Raw genomic sequence first — 21866 nt, forward strand, 5'->3', positions numbered from 1 at the left:
ACCATGAGCATCGACTACCAAGCGGGCGCCGACGGCATCGCCACCCTGACCTGGCAGATGAGCGACGCGCCGATGAACGTCCTCAACGCCGCCTCCATGGCCGCCTATGCGGATGCGGTGCAGCGCGCCATCGCCGACCCCGCCGTCAAGGGCGTGATCGTCACCTCGGGCAAGCCGGAATTCATCGCCGGCGGTGATCTGAACATGCTGTTGGCCTTCGACGACGCGCAGGCCATGACGCTCTTCACCGAAGAACTGCACGCCCTGATGCGCGGCATCGAGAAGAGCGGAAAGCCCTTCGTCGCGGCCCTGAACGGCAGCGCACTCGGCGGCGGCTACGAGGTGGCGCTCAGCTGCCATCGCCGCATCGCCGCCGACAACCCGAAGGCGCAGATCGGCCTGCCCGAGGTGGGACTGGGCCTGCTGCCCGGCGGCGGCGGCACCCAGCGCCTGCCGCGGCTGATCGGCATTCGCCCGGCACTGCCCTTTCTGCTCGAGGGCAAGAAGGTTTCGCCGGCGCAGGCACTGAAGGCGGGCATGGTGGACGAACTCGTGGCACCGGCCGAACTGCTGGAGCGCGCACGCGCCTGGCTGCTGGCGGCACGGCCCGAGGACACGATCCAGCCCTGGGACCGCAAAGGCTTCAAACTACCCGGCGGCCCGGTGCAGAGCCCCGCTGGCTACGAAACCTTCACCGCAGGCAACGCACTGCTGCGCGCCAAGACCTTCGGCAACTACCCGGCGCCCGAAGCGATCATGAGTTGCGTCTACAACGGCTGCCAGGTCGACATCGACACCGCCTTGAAGGTGGAGGCGCGGGAGTTCGTCAAGCTCACCGTCGGGACGGTGTCTAAGAACATGATCCGCACCCTGTTCTTCGGCATCGGCGAAGCCGGCAAGCTCGCCGCGCGCCCCAAGGGCGTGCCGCCGGCCAGCCATCGCCGCGTCGGCATTCTCGGTGCCGGCATGATGGGCGCCGGCATCGCCTGCGCGGCGGCCGAGGCCGGGCTGGACGTGGTGTTGCTCGACACCACGGCAGAACTCGCGGCGCGGGGCAAGGCCTATGGCGAAGCGCGCTGGGCCAAACAGGTCGAGCAGGGCCGCCTGAGCACCGAGAAGTGCACCACGTTGGCGGCCCGCGTTCGGTCCACGGCGGACTTCGCCGCCCTGGACGGCTGCGACATCGTCGTCGAAGCCGTCTTCGAGGACCGCGCCCTGAAGGCCGACGTGACCCGCAAGGCCGAGGCGCAGCTTGCGCCCGACACCATCTTCGCCAGCAACACGTCGACACTGCCGATCACCGGCTTGGCGCAGGCCTCGGTGCGGCCGGCCAACTTCATCGGGCTGCACTTCTTCTCGCCGGCCGAGAAGATGCCGCTGGTGGAAGTGATCGTCGGCAAGGCGACGAGCGAACAGTGCCTGGCCCGCGCGCTCGACTTCGTGAAGGCGCTGCGCAAGACGCCGATCGTCGTCAACGACAGCCGCGGCTTCTACACCAGCCGCGTGTTCTCCACCTACGTCGGCGAGGGCCTCACGCTGCTGTCGGAAGGCGTCGCGCCGGCCTTGATCGAAAATGCCGGCCGCATGGCGGGCATGCCGGTGGGGCCGCTGGCCCTGGCCGACGAGGTTTCGCTCGAACTGATGGCCCGCATCCGCCGGCAGACCGCCGCCGACCTGGGCGCGGCCTACCAGCGCAGTGCCGTCGATGAGGTCTGCGACCGCATGGTCGACGGTGCCCTCGGCCGACTGGGCAAGAAGGCCGGTAAGGGCTTCTACGAGTATCCGCAGGGGGCCGCCAAGCATCTCTGGGCCGGCCTGCCCGACCTGTGGAAGCCGGCGCCGGTGCAGCCGGGCGCGGCCGAGGTCATCCAGCGGCTGATGGCCATCCAGTCCATCGAAACCGTGCGCTGCCTCGAGGAGGGTGTGCTGCGCGCACCGATCGATGCCGACGTCGGCGCCATTCTCGGCTGGGGTTTCCCCGCCTACCTGGGTGGACCGATCGGGCAGATCCACAGCCGCGGGGTCGCCGCCTTCGTGGCCGACTGCGACGACCTGGCACGCCGCCACGGGCCGCGTTTCGAACCCCCGAAGAGCCTGCGCGCGATGGCCGCCGAAGGCAAGGCCTTCTTCGCCCGCTAGCACACTGCACGGCCACAGGCCCCAAGAAGAGTAGACCTCATGCCCTCCATCGAGTCCGGCATCGACCGGCAGTCCGAAGCCTTTCAGGCCCAGCGCCAGCAGATGCTGGCATTGATCGACAACTTCCGCGGCCTGGAAGGCCGCGTGCGCGACACCTCGAACGCGCTGGAGTCGCGATTCCGCGAGCGCCGGCAGCTGCTGCCGCGCGAGCGCGTGTCGCTGCTGCTGGACCGCGGCTCGCCCTGGCTGGAACTGTCCACGCTGGCCGGCCTGCGCATGCACGACGATGACGGCGAGAAGAACGTGCTCGGCGGTGCGCTGATCACAGGCATCGGCATCGTCTCCGGCGTCCGCTGCATGGTCATCGCCTCGGACAGCGCGATCAAGGGCGGCACGATCACCCCGATGGGCATGCGCAAGAGCCTGCGCGCCGAGGCCATAGCGCTGGAGAACCGGCTGCCGGTGGTGCGGTTGGTCGAGTCCGGCGGCGCCAACCTGATGCACGTGGGCGAGGTCTTCATCGAAGGCGGCCGCGGCTTCGCCAACCAGGCACGCCTGTCGGCGGCGGGCATTCCGCAGGTCACGGTGATGCACGGCCACTCCACCGCCGGGGGCGCCTACCTGCCGGGCATGTCCGACTACGTGATCATGGTGCGTGGCCGCGCCAAGGCCTTCCTCGCCGGCCCGCCGCTGCTGAAGGCCGCCACCGGAGAGATCGCCGGCGACGAGGAGCTCGGCGGCGCCGAGATGCACACCCGCGTCTCCGGCGTGGCCGAGTACCTGGCCGAGGACGATGCCGACGGCATCCGCATCGCGCGCGACCTGCTCGCGCGCATGCCGTGGAACGACAAGCCTGGCCAGGGTACCGGGCGCGCCTGCAAGCCGCCGCGCTACCCCGCCGAGGACATCGTCGGCCTCGTGCCGCCCGACTACCGGCAGCCCTACGACGTGCGCGAGCTGCTCGCGCGGCTGATCGACGACTCAGACTTCCTCGACTTCAAGCCCGAGTTCGGTGCCGCCACCGTGTGCGGCCACGGCGCCATCGAAGGCCAGCCCTGCGGCTTCATCGGCAACAACGGGCCGATCGACCCGCAAGGCGCGAACAAGGCCACGCAGTTCATGCAGCTGTGCGAGCAGTCGGGCACGCCTCTGGTCTACCTGCAGAACACCACCGGCTTCATGGTCGGCAAAGAGGTCGAGCAGGTCGGCATGATCAAACATGGCTCGAAGATGATCCAGGCCGTCACCAACTGCAAGGTGCCGCGCATCACGCTGATGATCGGCGCCTCCTTCGGTGCCGGCAACTACGGCATGTGCGGTCGCGCCTACGACCCGCAGTTTGTCTTCGCCTGGCCGAACGCGCGCGTCGCCGTGATGGGCGGCGAACAGGCGGCGATGGTGATGCGCATCGTCACCGAGGAGAAGATGGCGCGTGCCGGCAAGGCGCCGCCCGAGGCCATGCTCGAGTCGATGCGTGCCGAGATCCTGAAGCGCTTCGACATGGAGTCGCACTCGCTGTTCGCGACGGCGAGGTTGTGGGACGACGGCATCATCGATCCGCGCGACACGCGCGCCGTGCTGGCGCTGGCGCTGGCCGTGTGCCGCGAAGGCCGGGTGCGCGGCGTCCGCCCCAACAGCTTCGGCGTGGCACGGATGTGAGGACGCAAGCGATGCATACCTCCTTCCAGAAGATCCTCATCGCCAATCGCGGCGAGATCGCCTGCCGCGTGATCCGCACCGCACGCGCCCAGGGTTACCGCACGGTGGCCGTCTACAGCGAGGCCGACGCCGGCGCGCTGCACGTGCAGCAGGCCGACGAGGCGCTGTGCATCGGCCCGGCGCCGGTGCGCGAGAGCTATCTCAACATCGATGCGTTGTTGCGCGCCGCGGCCAAGAGCGGCGCCGACGCCATCCACCCCGGCTACGGCTTCCTGTCGGAGAACGCCGAATTCGCGCGCGCGGTGCAGGCCGCCGGCCTGATCTTCATCGGCCCCGATCCGCAGTCGATCGAGCAGATGGGCAACAAGGCGGCGGCCAAGCGGCTGATGATCCAGGCCGGCGTGCCCTGTGTGCCCGGCTACCAGGGCTCCGACCAGTCTGACCGCACCCTGCTCGCGCAGGCGCGCGAGATCGGCGTGCCGATCATGGTCAAAGCCGCGGCCGGCGGCGGCGGGCGCGGCATGCGGCTGGTGCACGACCTCGCCGAACTGCCCGAGGCGCTGGCGCGCGCGCGCTCGGAAGCGGCCAACGCCTTCGGCTCCGACGAACTGATCCTCGAGCGCGCGGTGATCGAGCCGCGCCATGTCGAGGTGCAGGTCTTCGGCGACCGCTACGGCCACATCATTCACCTGGGCGAACGCGACTGCTCGGTCCAGCGTCGGCACCAGAAGGTGTTCGAGGAAGCTCCCTCGCCGGCGGTCGACGCGGCGCTGCGCGAACGCATGGGCACAGCGGCGGTGGCGGCGGCGCGCGCGGTGGGCTACGTCGGTGCCGGCACGGTGGAGTTCCTGCTCGACCGCGAAGGCCGCTTCTACTTCCTCGAGATGAACACCCGGCTGCAGGTGGAGCACCCGGTGACCGAGTGCATCACGGGCCTGGACCTGGTGGCCTGGCAGCTCGCCGTGGCACGCGGCGAGCCGCTGCCGCTGGCGCAGGACGAGGTGCGCCTGACCGGGCACGCGATCGAAGTCCGGCTGTACGCCGAGGACCCGGCCAGCGACTTTTTGCCGCAAAGCGGCGAGGTGGCCTTGTGGCAGCCGCCCTCGGGCACCGGCGTGCGCGTGGACCATGGCCTCGCGCAGGGTCAGGCGATCAGCCCCTTCTACGACCCGATGATCGCCAAGATCATCGCCCACGGCGCCACCCGCGACGAGGCGCGGCGACGCCTGGTGGGCGCGCTGCGCAGCACCTGTGTGCTGGGCCTGCCCACTAACCTGGGCTTCCTGGCCGACGCCGCCGCGCACCCCGAGTTCGCAGGCGGTCAGGCGACCACCGCCTTCATCGGCAGGAACTTCGGGCCCGAGCGGCTGCGTGCTGCCAACGCGGACTCGCGAACGCTGGCCGTCGCCGCGGCGCTGTGGTTCGATGCCAGCGCGTACCGCGGCGCGCAGTCCGGCTTCCGCTCCAACGGCCCGGCACGCTGGCCCCTGATCCTGGGCGTCGGCGATGATCGGGCGGCCACGCATGTCCGCATGCTGGGGGCCGGGCGATTCAGCGTCGAGTGCCCCCGTGGCGCGATGCACGAAATCGCGCTGCTCGGGCGGGACGCCGAAGCCCACCTGCTGGCCATCGACGGGCTGCACACGAAGGCCGCGGCGGTGTTCGCCGGCGGCAGGTTGCACCTGGCGCTGGCCGGCCATGCGCACAGCTTCGACGACCTCACCTACGCCCCGCCCAAGCGGGCCGACGACGCCGGCGAATCTAACGTGCTGGCACCGATGAACGGCCGCCTGCTCGCCCTGCTGGTGTCGCCGGGCGACCAGGTCGTCAAGGGCCAGCGCGTCGCCGTCCTCGAGGCGATGAAGATGGAACACCAGTTGCTGGCCCGCCGCGACGGCGTGGTCGAAAGGGTCGGCGCCGCGGTGGGCGAACAGCTGGCGACCCGCGCCCTGGTTGTCAAGCTGGCCGAGTCCATCGACTGACCACCTTTCGACGATCCGCAACCGAGAGCCAATCATGAGCCGATCCAGCCCCTTCTACACCGCCGAGCACGAAGCCTTCCGTCAGGCCGTGCGGCGCTTCGTCGCGCGCGAGATCACGCCCCATGTCGAGGCCTGGGAGACCCAGGGCAGCTTCCCGCGGGAACTGTACCGGCAGGCGGCCGAGCTGGGGTTGCTGGGCCTGGGATTCCCGCAGGAGTACGGCGGCAACGACGGTGATCTGTTCATGACCATCGTCGCCTCGCAGGAGCTCACGCGCTGCGGCGCCGGGGGGGTGTTGGCCAGCCTGCTGTCGCACACCATCGGCTGCCCGCCGATCGTCAACGTCGGCAGCGAGGCGCTCAAGCGCAAGGTGCTGCCGCCGGTGATGCGCGGCGAGAAGATCAGCGCGCTGGGCATCACCGAGCCCTCGGGCGGCTCGGACGTCGCCAACCTGCGCACCACCGCCAGGCGCGACGGCGACCACTACATCGTGAACGGCTCCAAGACCTTCATCACCTCGGGCATCCGGGCCGACTTCTACACGGTGGCGGTGCGTACCGGTGGGTCGGGCCCGGCAGGGGTGTCTCTGCTGCTGATCGAGAAGGGCATGCCGGGTTTCACGCAGACCCCGCTGTCGAAGATGGGCTGGCTGTGCTCCGACACCGCGACGCTGCATTTCGACGACGTCCGCGTTCCGGTGGAGAACCTGGTCGGCACCGAAAACCAGGGTTTCAAGGCCATCATGCAGAACTTCAACCGCGAACGCATCTTCCTCGCCGCGGGGGCGAACGGGTTCGCACAGGTGTGCCTTGACGAAGCACTGGCATGGGCCAAGCAGCGCGAGATGTTCGGCGGCAAGCTCATAGACCAGCAGGTCACGCGCCACAAGCTGGCCGATATGGCGATGCGCATCGAGGCCACGCAGGCGATGCTCGAAACACTGGCTTGGCGCGTCGAGCACGGCGACGCGCCGGTGGGCGAGATCTGTCTGCTGAAGAACCAGGCGACGCAGACCATGGCCCACTGCGCCAGCGAGGCGGTGCAGATGCATGGCGGCGCCGGCTTCATCCGCGGCGTGACCGTCGAGCGCATCTACCGTGAAGTCAAGGTCAACGCCATCGGTGGCGGCGCCGAAGAGGTGATGCGCGACCTGGCGGCGCGGCAACTGGGGTTTCACGCGTGAAGACGGTGGTGCCCGCCGCCCACCCGCCCGCTGAAGGCCTCGCGCGGGCGCTGAACTTGGCGCTGCGCGGTGCACCGGCCGTTGCGCGCGAGGCAGGATTTCCGCGAGACTGGTGGCGGCACTTGGGCGAACAGGGACTGCTGGGCTTGTCCTTCGACCTCGACGGACGCGGCCCGCGCGCCGACTGGCCCGCCATCGCCTGGATCGCCGGCTGCATGGCGAGAGAAACAGCCAGCCTCGGACTCACGCTCGGCTGGCTGCTCAACGAGATGGTGGGGCGCTGCATCGTCGGCGCCGCCGACACCGAGCGCGCGCGTGCCCTGCTCCGGCGAATGGCCGCCGGCCAGGCGATCGTGGGCTTGGCAGTCTCCGAACCGGAAGCCGGCGCGCACCCCAAGCGCCTGCGCTGCGCCGCGCGCCGCGAAGTCGACGGACAGGGCGAGCGCTGGCTCATCGACGGTGCCAAGTCGCACGTCAGCAACGGTCCCGTGGCCGACGCCTTTGTCGTGCTGGCCGTCACCGCCGACGATGGCCACCGCAAGGCCTTCGACGCCTTCCTGGTCGAGGCCGGCACCGCGGGATTGACGCTGCGGCCGGCGATGCCCGCCCCGGCTGAGATCGGTCAGGCCTCCTCGGCCGTACTGGCACCGCTGCAGCACGCGGGATTGCAGTTCGAGGCCTGCGCGGTACCGGCCAGCTGCCGGCTGGGACAGGGCGGGACAGCCTTCGACCGCATCGCCAGGCCGGTGCGCGTGACCGAGGATGCCCTGCTCGCCAGCGCGATGGTCGGGGCCATGTACGCCGAGCTCGACGAGCTGGCGCGCTGGCTGCGCACCACACAGCCGGCGCCGTCGCTCGTGCGCAGGCTGGGCGCATTGCGGCTCGAGCTGCACGCCCTGGAGGCAGTGGCCGATCACGCGGCCCGGCGCCTCGAGGTCGAGGGCCCCAGCGCCGGCCTGGCGGAATTCAATGCCGGCAGTCGCAGGATGTTCGAACGCTGGCAGGCGGAGTTCGAAGCCCTCGCGGCGACTCTGGACGACCTGGGCGACGGCATCGCGTCCCTTAGCCGCGACCTGCGCTGCATTCTGGGCATCGCCCGCAGTGTCGGTGAACTGCGCCAGCTCGAGGCCGGACAACGCCTGCTCAACACCAAGGAATCCGATGAAGTCCCTGCATGACACCCACTTCGAGAGCGTGGAGGTGGTGTCGTCCCGCCTCTCGGACGTCGACTACATCGCCAGCCGGCAGCTCGCCACCGCGGTCTTTCTGGCCTTCAACCTTGAAAAGCCCGTGCTCGTCGAAGGCCCGGCCGGCGTGGGCAAGACCGAACTGGCCAAGAGCATGGCGTCGATCCTCGACGTGCCGCTGATCCGCCTGCAGTGCTACGAGGGCCTAGACGAATCGAAGGCGCTGTACGAGTGGAAGTACGGCAAGCAGCTGCTCTACACGCAGTTGCTGAAGGACAAGCTGGCCGAGCTGATGCAGGGTGCCGTCGGCTTGGCGGCCTCGATCGAGAAGCTGCATGCGCACGACGATCTGTTCTTCTCCGAGCACTTCCTCGAGCCGCGGCCGCTGTACCAAGCGCTGCATCAGGAACGTGGCTGCGTGCTGCTGATCGACGAGGTTGACAAGTCCGATCCGGAGTTCGAGGCCTTCCTGCTCGAGGTGCTCTCGGACTTCCAGGTCTCCGTGCCCGAACTGGGCACGATCGCCGCGAAGGTCAAGCCACTGGTCTTCCTCACCAGCAATAACACGCGCGAGATGAGTGATGCGCTCAAGCGCCGCTGCCTGCACCTGCACATCCCCTTCCCGGAGGCCGCGATCGAGCGCCGCATCCTCGAGCGGCGCGTGCCGGGCCTCTCGGAGAAGCTCAACCGCGAACTGGTTGCCTTCGTGCAGGCGGTGCGCGAGATCGACCTGAAGAAGCAGCCCTCGGTCAGCGAGACGATCGACTGGGCGAAGACGCTGCTGCTGCTGAACTCCGAGCATCTCAACCTCGACCTGGTGCGCGACACGCTCAACGTGTTCCTCAAGTTCGAGCAGGACATCGCCACCGCCGCCGAACAGCTGCCCGCGCTGATGGACAAGGCGCGCAAGAACGCGGAGCTTCCGCATGCAATCCACGCTTGAAGATTTCTTCAAGGCGCTGCGCGGCAGCGACCTGGACGTGAGCCTGAACGCGCAGATCGACGCGGCGCGCGCCACGGCGCTGGTCGGCTGGGGCGAACGCGAGCTGCTGAAGTCGGCGCTCGGCACGACGCTGGCGAAGACCCTGCCCGACCGGGCGATCTTCGACGAAGCCTTCGACCGCTTCTTCCGCTTCGACTCGTTCGGCACCGGCGCAGCTGCGACGACGGGCGGCGCTGTGCTCGACCCGGCGGCGCAGCCGCAGAGCCCGCCGCAGGAGGGCAGCGGCCAGGGCAGCGGCGGCCCTGGCGGCTGCCAAGGCAGCGCCGGGCAGGCGCTGTCGCAGCTGCTGCTCTCGGGCGACTCGGCGGCATTGGCGCGCCGTATGCAGCAGGCGGCGCGCGAGGTGGGCCTCACCGACATCTGGTTCTTCACCCAGAAGGGCCACTACACGCAGAAGATCCAGCAGGCGATGGGCCTGGAACTACTGGACCGCGAGATCGCCGAGGCGCGCCGCCAGACGCTGGCGCCGCAGCGCCATGCCGACCTGGAGCTGGCGCGCAAGCGGCTGTTCAACGAGGTGCGCAACTTCGTCGAGCGCAAGCTCGCGCTGTACGGCACAGCGCCCACGCGCGAGCTGCATGACGAATTCCTGCAGTCGCAGAAGCTGTCGGCCATCGACCGTCGCGACTTCGCGCGCATGCACGAGATCGTGCGCAAGATCGCGCGCCGGCTGGCCGAGCGCCACGCCCGCCGCAAGCGCCGCGAGCAGCGCGGCCAGCTCGACTTCCGGCGCACCCAGCGCGCCAACGCGGCCTACGGCGGCATGCTGTTCGAGACCCACTGGCGCAGCACGCGCGTCGAGCGGCCCAAGGTGGTGGCGATCTGCGACGTCAGCGGCTCGGTGCGCCAGTACGCGCGCTTCCTGCTGCTGTTCCTCTACAGCCTGGACGAGCTGCTGTCGGATGTTCAGTCGTATGCATTCACCAACCACCTGGTCGACGTGAGCGCCACGTTCGAGTCGCTGCCCGTCGAGCAGGCGGTGGACAAGGTGCTCAACGCGGTGGGCGGCTCGGGCACCGACTACGGCCAGATGCTGCTCGATCTGGACGAGCAGCTGATGCACCGCATCGACCACCGCACGACGGTGCTCGTGCTCGGCGATGCGCGCAACAACCGCGGCCACGCGCGCAGCGAGATCATGAAGACACTGTACGGGCGCGCGCGGCGGGTGATCTGGCTGAACCCCGAGCCGCGTTCGTTCTGGGGCCTGGGCGATTCCGAGATGAAGCGCTACGCGCCGTATTGCCACATCGCGCGCGAGTGCAACTCGCTGCGCCACCTGGAGCGCACGCTCGACGAGCTGCTGCGCTCCAACAGCGCCAGCGCCTGAACATGGCCCGCCCGGTCACCCAGCTTCATCCTCCGCGCACGCCGGTCGCGCCGCGGCCCGCCGCCACGCTGCTATGGCTGCGCGATGCACCGGCCGGCCCCGAGGTGCTCTTGACGCGGCGCTCGCCGAACGCGAGCTTCCTGCCGGGCGTGTTCGTCTTCCCCGGCGGCCGCATCGACGACGCGGACGCCTCGGCGGCCGACCTCGTCGGCGAGGCGGCCGCAGCGCTGCCGCACCTCGCCGCGGCGGTGGCAGCACTGCGCGAGAGCTTCGAGGAGCTCGGCGTGCTGCATGCCCACGACGCCGCCGGCAGCCCGGTGGCGGCAAGCGAGCTCGCCGGGCTCAAGCGCCACGAGCCGCTGCATCCGCAACTGCGCGCGCGCGGCCTGCGCCTGGCCGCCGGCGCGCTGCGCGTCGCGGTGCGCTGGACCACCGACCGCGACGTGCAGCCGCGCCGCTTCGACACGCTGTTCCTGATCGGCCGCATGCCCGAAGGTCAGACGCCGGTGGCCGACGAAGCCGAGCAGTTCGAGCCGGTGTGGCTGCGCGCCGCCGACGCGCTGGCGCGCCACGAGGCCGGCACGCTGCCGATGATCTTCCCTACCCTGCGCACGCTGCGCTGGCTGGCCGGCTTCGACAGCGTCGACGCGGCGCTCGCGGCATGTGCCGGCAACCGGCCGCACTGGGAGTCGTGCCCGCGCGGCGCGCTCGTCGGCGGCAAGCCGCAGCGCTTCATGGAAACGGACGTGCCGTTCGGCGAGCTCGAACTCGTCTGCCCCGACGGGCAGATGCTGCACGCGCTCGACTGGCAGAGCGAGCGGCCGGTGCAACTGCTGCGCCACCTGTGGCGGTTCACCGCACCGAACCCCGGCGTGATGACCGGCCCGGGCACCAACGCCTACCTGCTGGGCAGCGCGGCCGCCGGCTGGATCGTCATCGATCCCGGTCCGCCGGACGAAGTCCACGTCAAGCGCCTGCTCGAAGTCACCGGCGGCCGCGTGCGGACGATCATCTGCACCCATTCGCATCCCGACCACTCGCCGGCTGCGCAGCCGCTGGCGCAGGCCTGCGAGGCCGCGACCGGACAGCGTCCGCCGATCCTCGGCCTGCCGTCGGCGCCGACGGCGCGGGCGCACTCGGAGTTCACCCCCGACCGCACGCTCGCCGACGGCGAATGCATCGTGCTCGACGACCCCGCGCACCCGCTGACGCTGCGCGCCGTGCACACGCCGGGCCACGCCGCCAACCACCTGTGCCTGGTGCTGGAGGAGGACGGGCTGCTGTTCTCCGGCGACCACGTGCTCAGCGGCAGCACCACGGTGATCGACCCGCCCGACGGCAACATGGCCGCCTACATCGACTCACTCGACCGGCTGCTGCGCGAGTGCGAACGCCACGACATCCGCTTCATCCTGCCGGCGCACGGGCATGTCATCGGCTCGGCACCGCAGGCCATCGCGTGGCTCAAGTCGCACCGCCTCGCGCGCGAGGCGAAGGTGCTGGCGGCGATGCGCGAGTGCCCCCAAGGCAACGCCGACGACTGGGTGCCGATCGCCTACGCGGACACCCCGAAACAACTGTGGCCCGTGGCCCGGCGCTCGCTGCTGGCGCACCTGGAGCGCATCGAGGCGCTCGGCCGCGCGCGCTGACCACCGCCCCGACCGGAGACCCACCCTTGAACGATCAACCCAAGCTTCCCCCCGCAGTCGTCGACGCCTTCTGGAAACGCTGGGGCAGCAACACCTTCCTCAGCGCGCAGGGCCTGGAACTCGAACTCGGCGGGGTCGGGCGCGCGGTCGTCCACCTGCGCGCGCCGACCGCCGCGCAGCGCGGTGGCGGCGGCTCGGACAGCGTGATCAACGGCGGCGTCATCGCCTACATGTTCGACGCCGCGCTCGGCTGCGCCATCGCCTCGGCCAACCTGGCGCGACCCGAGATGCACGAGGTCGACCCCGGCGGGCTGCGCCAGTCGACCATCAACCTCGATATCACCTACGTCGATGCGGCGGCAGGCGCGCGCTTCGAGGCCCACGGCAGGGTCGTGCGCTCGGGGCGGAGCGTGGCCTTTGCGGAAGGCGAGCTGCTCGACGACAGGGGGCGCGTCTGCGCCACGGCCAAGGGCATCTGGCGCATCTTCTGGCCGCACCGGGACCGCACGGCCGGCTGAAACGCCACCATCCAACCCACACCTCGCAAGGTGACTCATCCGCATGAGCAAAGACATCCTCCGCATAGGCTGCGCCTCCGGTTTCTGGGGCGACAGCGAGTTCTCGGCCGCCCAGCTCGTCGAGCACGGCGACATCGACGTGCTCGTCTTCGACTACCTGGCCGAGATCACGATGTCGCTGCTGATCCGCGCCAAGGCCAAGGATCCGAGCCTGGGCTACGCGCCCGATTTCGTCAGCACCATCAAGCCGCTGATGAAGCAGCTCAAGGCGCGCGGCATCCGCGTCGTCGCCAACGCCGGCGGGGTCAACCCCTCGGCCTGCCGCGAAGCCCTGGTCGCCGCAGCCCAGGCCGAGGGCGTGGAGCTGAAGATCGCCGCGGTGCTCGGCGACGACCTGATGACGCAGGTCGAGGCGCTGCGCGCGGCCGGCACGAAGGAGATGTTCTCCGGCGCGCCGTTCCCGGCCAAGGTGATGAGCGCCAACGCCTACCTCGGCGCGTTCCCGATCGCGGCGGCGCTTTCCGCGGGCGCCGACATCGTCGTCACCGGCCGCTGCGTGGACAGCGCGGTGACGCTGGCGCCGCTGATCGCGCACTTCGGCTGGACGACCGACGACCTCGACAAGCTCGCGCAGGGCAGCCTGGCCGGGCACCTGATCGAATGCGGCACGCAGACCACCGGCGGCAACTACACCGACTGGCAGAGCGTGCCCGGCTGGGACGACATGGGCTTTCCGATCGCCGAGTGCCGCGCTGACGGCAGCTTCGTCATCACCAAGCCACCGGGCACCGGCGGGCTGGTGTGCCCCTCGACCGTGGGCGAGCAGATGCTCTACGAGATCGGCGATCCGCGTGCCTACATCCTGCCCGACGTGGTGTGCGACTTCACCCGCGTGACGCTGACCCAGGCCGGCACCGACCGCGTCGAAGTGCGTGGTGCGCGCGGACTCCCGCCCACCGACGAGGCCAAGGTCAGCATCACGTACGCCGACGGCTTCCGCGCCACGAGCCTGTTCATGATCGGCGGCATCGACGCCGGCGCCAAGGCGCACCGAGTCGGCGCGGCCATGCTGGCACGCATGCGGCGAAAGTTCGCCGAGCGAGGCTGGCCCGACTTCACGGAGGCCTGCGTCGAGGCCATCGGCGCCGAGGACACCTACGGTCCGCAGGCCCGGGTGAGCGCGCGCGAGGTCATGCTCAAGGTGGGCGTGCGCCACCCGCTGGAGGATGCGCTCGAGCTGTTCTCGCGCGAGGTGGCGCCGATGGCGCTGATGTCGGCGCCGGCCATCACCGGCTTCACCGGCGGGCGGCCCAAGGTGCAACCGGTGGTCCGGTTGTTTTCCTGCCTGGTGCCGAAGTCGCAGCTCGGCGTGAGCATCGACATGGGCGCGCAGAAGGTCGCCGCACCGGCGCTGGCCGGCGTGAGGCTCGACGCCGCGGCGTTGCCTGCTGTCGACGGGCCGCTGCCGGCCGCCGATGCCTTCGCGCGCGGGTCGCGCAGCGTGCCGCTGGTGCTGCTGGCCTGGGCGCGAAGCGGCGACAAGGGCGACGCGGCGAACATCGGCATCATCGCCCGCAAGCCCGAGTACCTGCCCTTCATCCGCGCCGCCATCACCGAGCAGGCGGTGGCACGCTGGTTCGCGCACTTGGTGAACGGCGAAGTGCGCCGCTACGACCTGCCGGGAACGCATGCGCTGAACTTCACGCTGCAGGAAGCGCTGGGCGGTGGCGGCGTTGCCTCGGTGCGCATGGACCCGCAGGGCAAGGCCTATGCGCAGATGCTGCTCGACCACCCGGTGACGATTCCAGCCGAACTCGCCCTCTGATCCCACCCCTTCATTTCACGACACCATCGGAGTGAACCCATGACCGCAATGACCCCGCCCACCGGCCGCGCCACGGCCTCCTCGATCATCCAGTCGCGCATCCGCGACATCCAGGAAGCGGCGCGCGGCGTCACCAAGCAGTACCCGCGCAGCTACATCCTGCAGTGCATCAAGGAAGACAGATTCCCCGACGAACTGTGGCGCGAACTTGGCAAGTTCGGCCTGCTCGGCCTGTCCATTCCCGAGGAGCACGGCGGCTCGGGTGGCGGCGTGCTCGAGATCACGGCGCTCAATGAGGCGCTTGCGCTGGCCGGCGTGCCGACGCTGTTCCTGGTGGTCACGGGCCTGGCCCGGGTGCCCATCGTGCGCCACGGCACCAAGGAGCAGATCGCCAAGTACGTCACACCCACCTGCACCGGCGAGAAGAAGATGTGCTTCGCGATCACCGAGCCGAATGCCGGCACCAACAGCTTTGCGATGACGACGCTGGCCAGCCCCGACGCCGACGGCGGCTGGACGCTTAATGGGCAGAAGGTCTTCATCTCCGGCGCGCGCGATGCCGACTACATGCAGGTCGTGGCGCGCACCACCAAGGCCGGCGACGTGAAGCACCGCACCGACGGCATGTCGCTGTTCGTGGTCGACATGAAGACCCCGGGCATCAAGCTGCAGCAGCTCAACATCCAGGTCGAAACCGCCGAGCGCCAATACATGGTGTTCTTTGACAATGTCAAGCTGCCCGCCGAGGCGGTGATCGGCGAACCCGGCAAGGGCGCCAAGCTGATGTTCGAGGGCCTGAACTCCGAGAGACTGCTGGCCGCCGGTGCGGCCATCGGCCTGGGCGACTACGCGTTGTCGAAGGCCGTGGCGTACGCCAACGAACGCAAGCCATTCGGCAAGCCGATCGGCAGCTATCAGGCGCTGCAACACCGCATGGCCTTGGCCAAGGCCGAACTGGAAGCGGCGCGGCTGATGACCTACGACGCCGCGGACCGTTTCGACAACGGCGAGGACGCCGGCGCCCATGCCAACATGGCCAAGCTGCTCGCGTCCCGCGCCGCGGTGGCGGCCATCGACGCCACGCTGCAGGTGCATGGCGGCTATGGCTTCGACCGCGACTACGACGTGGTCACGCTGTGGCCGATGACGCGCCTGCTGGAGATCGCGCCCATCAACAACGAGATGCTGATGAACTACATCGGCGAGCACGTGCTCGGGCTCCCCAAGTCGTACTGAACGAGATGCCTAGCCGTCGGGCCCAGGAATCGGCCACCGCGGCTGGCACCGCCGGCCGGGACTCGGGGGGGCACACGGGCGCGCACCTGCCGCTCGGCATTGCCGAGACCTGCCGGCGCGTCGGCATCACGTTGCGCGCCATCAGGCACTACGAGTGCCTGGGCCTGTTGCTGCCGCGGCGCATCAACGGCGCGCGGGTCTACGGCGCAACGGACCTGCACTCGCTGGAACTGCTGCTGCGCTTCAAGGCGATGGGGCTGTCGCTGAACGAGTGCCGCAACGGTCTGAGGTGTTTCGGCCTGCCAACGTCGGGCCCTTCGGCCGATGACGCGACCGATCCGCAAGGGCTCCTCCGGGCGCTCCAGCGCCGCCGTCATGCGATCGATTCGACGATTGCCGAAATGAACATCATCCGCAATGAGGCCTCGGCTGCACTGGCTGGCAGCAGGACGGCCTGACGAACTTCTCGGAGAACACGTGGAGCAGCATCATCTCACCGCCGGCGGCCACGGGCTGGCGGCGTACTCCTGGGGACGGTTCGACGGCGAAGCACCGGTCATCGTCATGATGCACGGCGGACTCGATTGCACGAGCACCTGGAAGGACCTGCCGGAGTCCATCGCGCGAGAAAGCGGTCTCGCCGTGCTGTCTTACGACCGCTGGGGTTATGGCGGATCGGATCCCTATGTCGGCCGACGTGAGCGCTCCTACCGGTTCGAGGAGTCGGGGCCGGTGTTCGCCGAGGTGCTGCGCCATTTCGGCATTAGGCAGGCAGTGATCTTCGGCCACAGCGACGGCGGCGCCATGGGCATCCTGGCCGCAGCCGCCCACCCGGACGTGGTGCGCGGCGTATGCGCCTGTTCGCCCACCGTGGCGCTGGACCTGCCGATGGTGCGGGCCATGGCATCGGCGCGGCGGGCCTTCGAGCACGGCGGCCTGCGCGAGAAGCTGGCCCGACATCATGGCGACAGGACCGATGCCATGTTCTGGGCATGGTACGAACCCTGGGCCGATGAGGCGGCGATCGAATGGTCGATGGCGGCGCAGGTGGCCGAAGTCCGCTGCCCCGTCGCTGCACTGTTCGGCCAGGACGACGACTACGGCTGGCGCGCCAGCGCGCGGCTGTTGGTGGAGCACGGTCGCATGCCTCTGGAGGTGACGGCAATTCCCGGGGTCGGCCACGATCCTCAGCACAGGGCGCGTGCTTCCGTGTTGGGGGCGCTGGACCGCGTGCTGCGTACGGCCGCCACGCAACCCTGACCAAGCAAGGATCAGGCCCGAGCGCGGGCCGATCACTGCGCTGTGGCCTGCGTCTCCAGTAGTTCGTTCCCGAGTCTGAAGGTCGCGACGGACTCGACGAGGGAGCGGGACTGGTCCGAAACTGAGGCTGCAGTGGCGGCCGATTGCTCGACCATCGCTGCATTCTGCTGCGTCACGGAATCGAGTTCGGCAATCGCCTGCTCGACCTGCACGACTCCAGTTTCCTGCTCACCGAAGGTCGAACTCACTTCGGCGATAAGCGTGCTGACGCGTTGGACAGAGTGCATCGTCTCGGTGAGTGCAAGGCCCGCTGCCTCAGCTTGGTCGACGCCGACGATCACTTTGGCCGACGCATCGCGAATCAGAGCCTGAATCTCCTTGGCCGCCGCAGCCGTTCGCTGCGCAAGGGATCGCACCTCGGCCGCGACCACCGCGAAGCCGCGGCCTTGCTCGCCCGCGCGCGCCGCTTCCACCGCAGCGTTCAGGGACAGGATGTTGGTCTGAAACGCAATGCCATCGATGATGCCCGTGATATCCCCGATCTTCTTCGAAGAGGCATGAATCCCCTCCATCCCGCGCGCCACATCCCCGACCGCCTCTTCGCTGCGCTGCGCCGCGATGCGCGCCCCTCTAGACAATTGATCCGCTTGTTGCAGTCTTGTTCCGCATTCCTTCACCGTTGTCGATATCTCGGCCATGGTGGCCGACGTCTGCTGCAGTGCCGCTGCTTGCTTCTCGGTGCGGACCGATAAGTCTTGAGCTCCGACCGCCACCTCATGGATGCTCTTGATTAGCGACCAACCTCAGCCGCACGAATGAAGTGAGCCGGGGCTGGAGTTGACAGGCAGGCGGCGCGAAGCAGCCTGGGCAGAATGGAGCGCAGATTGAATCGGCGATTGAATCGATACTGGGCCTCGGCGAGGTAGCGATGGGCGTACTTGGCGAAGTCGAAGGCGTGGTAGGTGCCGCCGAGCGAGCGCTTGAGGTTGCCCAGGAAGGTGTTGATCACGCCATGTACGCAAAAGCAAACTTGCTCCCGAGCCATCGGCGCCGGGCAAGGGCCCACCCGGATCGATCGACCCCGCGGGCCCGCCAGACGACCGGTTCGAGTTCGGGATCGAGTGTCGGATGGTGATGCTGTCATCGCCAACGACGACTTCCTTGACGAGCAGCCGGACGACGCGCTGGCGTTCAAGCACGTCCAATCCCTGGACCTGCGTGCGCAGACGCTCGAGGAATTCGCCCAGCGTGTGAGCGAGCCGCAGGTAGGTGGCTTGATCGGCGAGTTGGGCACTCAGCGATTCGAGTTCCGCCTTCAACCGCATCTCGCGCTGGCGCAACTCAGGTATGCGCCGGCGTAGCTCGTCCAAGCTGAGCAGATCCTCTTGATAGGCCGTCAGCAGCCGCTCTATGCGCCGTTGAGCAACGAGCAGCTCGCGAGTGATCCTGTCTTGGTTCTGTTGGGCCGCATGGGACGTGCGCGCCGCTTCCAAGCGCCGGGTCAGTTCGGCTTGGATCAGGGCGGGGTCTTCAAGCAGTCGAGCGACCTCGGTCCACACGGTGTCCTCCAGCAGATCGAGCCGAATCGGCTTCGCGCTGCACCGCGCTTGTCCTTGATAGCGCCACGCGTCCGAACCCAGGCATCGGTAGTAGGAGATCTTGCGCGCGCTGCTGCGCGCGGAATGCCGATACAGCGCGTAGCCGCACTGGGCGCAGTGCACCAGGCCCTGCAGAATGCTCGGCTCGACCGTGCGGCGTGGGGAGAACTTCTTGTTGTCCTGCAGGCGCTCCTGCGCCAGATCGAAGGTGCGCTCATCCACCAGCGCGGGCACGGGAATCTGGATCCATTGATCCTTCGGAGCTTCCTGCAACGGGCGTGGGGCGCGTCGCGGTGGATGAACCCGCAGGCGCACGGCTCGGTTGTCGCGATGCTGTCGCGCAGCCTCCTGGGTCTTGCCGAAGCAGGCCATGCCACGGTATGCCGGGTTGCGCAGCATCGCCCAGATCGTCGTGCGCTCCCAGCAGGCTTGCTCCTTCCTGGTCGGCACCGCGAGTTGGTTGAGTCGGCGCGTGATGGCACCGATGCTCAGCGCCTGCGCGGTGTACAGATCGAACACCTGGCGGACCACCTCGGCCTGCGCCTCGATGACCTCGTAGTAGGCCGCGCGTTCCTCGGTCTTGCGCACGTAGCGATAGCCATACGGGGCGCTGCTGAGGACACTGACCTCGCCTTGCTTGGCCCGATGGCGTTTGCCGCGGCGCGAACGCTCCATGATTTGCGCGCGTTCGTATTCGGCAATCATGCCCTGGAACTGCAGCAGCAACTGGTCTTCGGGCGTTTGCGATTGCGGGGCCTTGATGAAGATCGTCTGCACGCCGTGGCGCAGCCATTCCTCGGTGAGCAACACTTGATAGGCGTACTTGCGGCTGAGCCGATCCGGCGACAGCACCAGTACGGCGTGGACCTGGCCTTCGGCGACGAGGTCGCGCACTCGCTCCAGACCGGGTCGAACCAGCGTGGCGCTGCTGAAGCCCTCGTCCTCGAAGATCCACTCAACCGGTACGCTGTAGCCTTGGCTTGAAGCGAACGCCTTCAGTGCGGCCGTCTGGCTGGCGATCGTCTTGTCCTCCTTCTGCTGGTCGGAAGACACCCGCGCATAAATCGCCGCTGTCTTCATGGCCGTGTCCTCCTACTCGGCAGTGCCCGCCGGTGCGGCGGGTGCGATCCGGAACCAAGATGTCGTAGACCTGCTCGAGCTTGGCGCCGAACAGGCGATCGAAGCAATACTCGAAGCGGACTGGGCAGCGCTGGCGGCGCTCAGCCACGCCGGCGCTCCCGAGCCAGCAAGGCCGAGACGGCACGCGAGACCACGTCGCCGATGGTCGAACCCGTGGCGTGCGCGTGCACGCGCAGCTTCGTGGCGATGTCCTCGGGCACCTTGACGGTGACGGCCACACTGGGTGCCGAAACCGGCACAGGACGCTTGATCGCCTGGGCCTCCTGCAAGTAGCGATAGGCTTGGCGTTGCGACAAGCCGAACTCCTCGGTCAGCATCGCCGCGGCCTGCGCGACAGCGTGGCCTTGGGTGAGGAGATCGAATGCAGCGTTCAAGCGTTGGGCCCTCTCGGCGCCGTTGGATCGCGACATTGGACACAAACATATTACCTCTTGCGTCGCAAGTCAAGGATCGAAAGCGTTCGGCACAACGCGACATGCCGCTCAAACTCGAAATTGCCTTTTGCGTACATGGCGTGATCAACACCTTCCTGGGCAACCTCAAGCGCTCGCTCGGCGGCACCTACCACGCCTTCGACTTCGCCAAGTACGCCCATCGCTACCTCGCCGAGGCCCAGTATCGATTCAATCGCCGATTCAATCTGCGCTCCATTCTGCCCAGGCTGCTTCGCGCCGCCTGCCTGTCAACTCCAGCCCCGGCTCACTTCATTCGTGCGGCTGAGGTTGGTCGCTAATCAAGAAAATCAATGACTTACGCACTGCCTCATTCTCGGGCATCGTTGGGACGCGTGCAGTTCGTAGCGGTAGGGTTGCGGCCGATCGCCGCGTAGGCGCGCAGGACGGGCGGTGCCCACTATTCGGTCGTCCCTGTTCGCCGCCGCGCAGCGCGCTGCACGAGGGCGTCGACGAACTCTTCGACCTCGAAGGTGATCGTGCCCCGGAAGTTGATATGCCCGAAGTGCACTGGCCCCATGTGGCGCAGCCAGTCGTCCGAGATCGGGTGCTTCTCGGCACGCCAGCGGTCGACCACCTCCTGCATCTTCATGGTGTTCCAGGCGATCACGATGTTGGTGAGCAACGCATGCGCGCCCGAGATCGCGCGCATCTCCTCGCGGCGGCGGCCGCGCTCGGGGGCGATCCGGCCGTGGTAGACGGCGCGCTGCAGTTGGTGTGCGGACTCGCCGCGGTTCAGCAGCGTATGCAGCTCGCGGCGAAACGCTGGCTTGGTGAAGTAGTCGCACAGAAAGATCGTGCGCAGCAGCTTGCCGAGTGCGTCCGCCGCTGCGTGCAGCGCTTCGCCCCTGGCGGCGCTACCCAGCCTTTCCAGGGCCTCCTTGGCCGTCAACCGGCCACTGCGAATCGACGCGATGAGTCGGAGCAGTTCGTCCCAGCCGGCCTTGATCTTGCGCTCGCTGGCCTTCCCGTCTTCACTCGCCGCAGCAAATCGGGCAGCTCAATGCCGGCGGGCAGGTACAGCATGCGCTCGGCGAGGTTTCGAAGGCGCACGCACAGGTCAAAGCCCAAGAGCTTGGCCACCGTCATGGCGGCGTTTGTGTAGCCATGCGTGTCGACAGCGAGCAGCGACAGCCGGATGCGGTCCTCGCCGCGCCGAGCGTTGTGGTACTCCACGCCGTGCACGGCCACCGGCGCTTGCCGATCGTTCAGCACGACCGGATCGTCGTAGAACAGCCCGTACGAATCCAGGTAGTGCGTGTAGACACCCATCGCTGGGCCCTTGCGCCTCGGGTCCAGGCGAGCCGTGTACAGGTGCCGTGACGCGTCCACAGACATGGCGTCCGCCGAGGCCTTCTCGCCGCGGCCCCAGTTCAGCGCGATTGGGAACGACTGCTGGAAGTCGACAACACGCTCGTTGGCACGCCGCAGGCGGCCGGACGCTTCCATCGCCCGCATCGCAGCGGTGATGTGCGACACCTCCAGACCGGGCACCATCGCAGCGACGCCCTTGGCATCGTTCTCGGTGCCGTGCGCCAGTAGCGCGCCATAGGCCGCGACGAGCTCTTGCACGGACTTCGCCCAGAGCCGGCCGCGCAAATCTGAACACGGCGTAAAGTGGACTGGCTGCTCCGATGGGCGAGGATAGAGCCCGAGATTCAGGAGCAGAGAACATGAGCAGAAGACCACGGCGCAACCACTCGGC

At 68.5% G+C, this 21866-nt stretch carries 15 protein-coding genes and 4 pseudogenes; 14 read left to right on the forward strand and 5 right to left on the reverse strand.

Features of this window, described 5'->3' with window-relative positions; genetic code table 11:
* Positions 1–3: 3 nt before the first annotated feature.
* From HQN59_RS22845 to HQN59_RS22905, 13 genes are read left to right on the forward strand one after another with little or no spacing between them, the layout of a single operon-like run.
* Entirely contained in the window at positions 4–2139 is a 2136-nt protein-coding gene (locus HQN59_RS22845) for a 3-hydroxyacyl-CoA dehydrogenase NAD-binding domain-containing protein (protein WP_176071455.1), read from the forward strand.
* A gap of 39 nt (positions 2140–2178) precedes the next feature.
* Positions 2179–3798 carry an acyl-CoA carboxylase subunit beta gene (locus tag HQN59_RS22850; RefSeq protein WP_176071456.1) on the forward strand — a complete coding sequence of 540 codons (1620 nt, stop codon included), beginning with the start codon at positions 2179–2181 and terminating at the stop codon, positions 3796–3798.
* An 11-nt stretch (positions 3799–3809) separates the two neighbouring features.
* A complete protein-coding gene (locus tag HQN59_RS22855) occupies positions 3810–5780 on the forward strand; it encodes an acetyl/propionyl/methylcrotonyl-CoA carboxylase subunit alpha (protein ID WP_176071457.1) in 1971 nt (656 codons plus the stop codon).
* Positions 5781–5814: 34 nt separating this feature from the next.
* Positions 5815–6963, forward strand: a complete 1149-nt coding sequence (locus tag HQN59_RS22860) for an acyl-CoA dehydrogenase family protein (RefSeq protein ID WP_176071458.1) — start codon at positions 5815–5817, stop codon at positions 6961–6963.
* Entirely contained in the window at positions 6960–8141 is a 1182-nt protein-coding gene (locus tag HQN59_RS22865) for an acyl-CoA dehydrogenase family protein (protein WP_176071459.1), read from the forward strand. Before HQN59_RS22860 ends, HQN59_RS22865 begins: the two co-directional genes overlap by 4 nt.
* The gene (locus tag HQN59_RS22870) at positions 8125–9093 is read left to right on the forward strand and encodes an AAA family ATPase (protein ID WP_176071460.1); all 969 of its coding nucleotides are present in this window, start codon (positions 8125–8127) and stop codon (positions 9091–9093) included. The genes HQN59_RS22865 and HQN59_RS22870 overlap by 17 nt, the downstream gene beginning before the upstream one ends.
* On the forward strand, positions 9077–10483 hold the full coding sequence (locus tag HQN59_RS22875) for a VWA domain-containing protein (RefSeq protein WP_176071461.1): 1407 nt from the start codon (positions 9077–9079) through the stop codon (positions 10481–10483). The genes HQN59_RS22870 and HQN59_RS22875 overlap by 17 nt, the downstream gene beginning before the upstream one ends.
* Positions 10484–10485: 2 nt before the next feature.
* Positions 10486–12132, forward strand: a complete 1647-nt coding sequence (locus HQN59_RS22880) for an MBL fold metallo-hydrolase (RefSeq protein ID WP_176071462.1) — start codon at positions 10486–10488, stop codon at positions 12130–12132.
* 26 nt (positions 12133–12158) lie between these two features.
* A complete protein-coding gene (locus tag HQN59_RS22885; RefSeq protein WP_176071463.1) occupies positions 12159–12650 on the forward strand; it encodes a PaaI family thioesterase in 492 nt (163 codons plus the stop codon).
* A 43-nt stretch (positions 12651–12693) separates the two neighbouring features.
* Positions 12694–14475 (forward strand): acyclic terpene utilization AtuA family protein, encoded by a 1782-nt coding sequence (locus HQN59_RS22890; protein ID WP_176071464.1) that lies wholly within the window; start codon positions 12694–12696, stop codon positions 14473–14475.
* A 39-nt stretch (positions 14476–14514) separates the two neighbouring features.
* Positions 14515–15711, forward strand: coding sequence for an acyl-CoA dehydrogenase family protein (locus HQN59_RS22895; RefSeq protein ID WP_217704280.1), 1197 nt, complete (start codon positions 14515–14517; stop codon positions 15709–15711).
* 5 nt (positions 15712–15716) lie between these two features.
* Entirely contained in the window at positions 15717–16169 is a 453-nt protein-coding gene (locus HQN59_RS22900; protein ID WP_176071465.1) for a MerR family transcriptional regulator, read from the forward strand.
* Between the two features lie 19 nt (positions 16170–16188).
* A complete protein-coding gene (locus tag HQN59_RS22905; protein ID WP_176071466.1) occupies positions 16189–16971 on the forward strand; it encodes an alpha/beta fold hydrolase in 783 nt (260 codons plus the stop codon).
* Positions 16972–17003: 32 nt separating this feature from the next.
* On the opposite strand, the gene HQN59_RS22910 is transcribed toward HQN59_RS22905, so the two are convergent.
* The 4 genes and pseudogenes from HQN59_RS22910 to HQN59_RS22925 all read right to left on the reverse strand — a co-directional run bounded on the left by HQN59_RS22910 (position 17004) and on the right by HQN59_RS22925 (position 20083).
* Complete coding sequence (locus tag HQN59_RS22910; protein WP_176071467.1) at positions 17004–17744, reverse strand: methyl-accepting chemotaxis protein; 741 nt, start codon at positions 17742–17744, stop codon at positions 17004–17006.
* 17 nt (positions 17745–17761) lie between these two features.
* Positions 17762–17977, reverse strand: a pseudogene (locus HQN59_RS26360) (transposase); the annotation flags it as partial.
* A gap of 550 nt (positions 17978–18527) precedes the next feature.
* Positions 18528–19649 (reverse strand): annotated as a pseudogene (locus tag HQN59_RS26365) (recombinase family protein); the annotation flags it as partial.
* A 140-nt stretch (positions 19650–19789) separates the two neighbouring features.
* Positions 19790–20083, reverse strand: a complete 294-nt coding sequence (locus tag HQN59_RS22925) for a hypothetical protein (protein WP_217704282.1) — start codon at positions 20081–20083, stop codon at positions 19790–19792.
* A gap of 143 nt (positions 20084–20226) precedes the next feature.
* Between HQN59_RS22925 and HQN59_RS22930 the strand changes: the two are divergent.
* A pseudogene (locus HQN59_RS22930) lies at positions 20227–20442 on the forward strand (transposase); the annotation flags it as partial.
* Between the two features lie 119 nt (positions 20443–20561).
* Here HQN59_RS22930 and HQN59_RS26370 read toward each other — a convergent pair.
* Positions 20562–21742: pseudogene (locus HQN59_RS26370) on the reverse strand (Tn3 family transposase); the annotation flags it as partial.
* Positions 21743–21866 lie beyond the last annotated feature (124 nt).

The sequence above is a fragment of the Rhizobacter koreensis genome (assembly GCF_013366375.1).
In the GTDB taxonomy this organism is placed as follows: domain Bacteria; phylum Pseudomonadota; class Gammaproteobacteria; order Burkholderiales; family Burkholderiaceae_C; genus Schlegelella_A; species Schlegelella_A koreensis.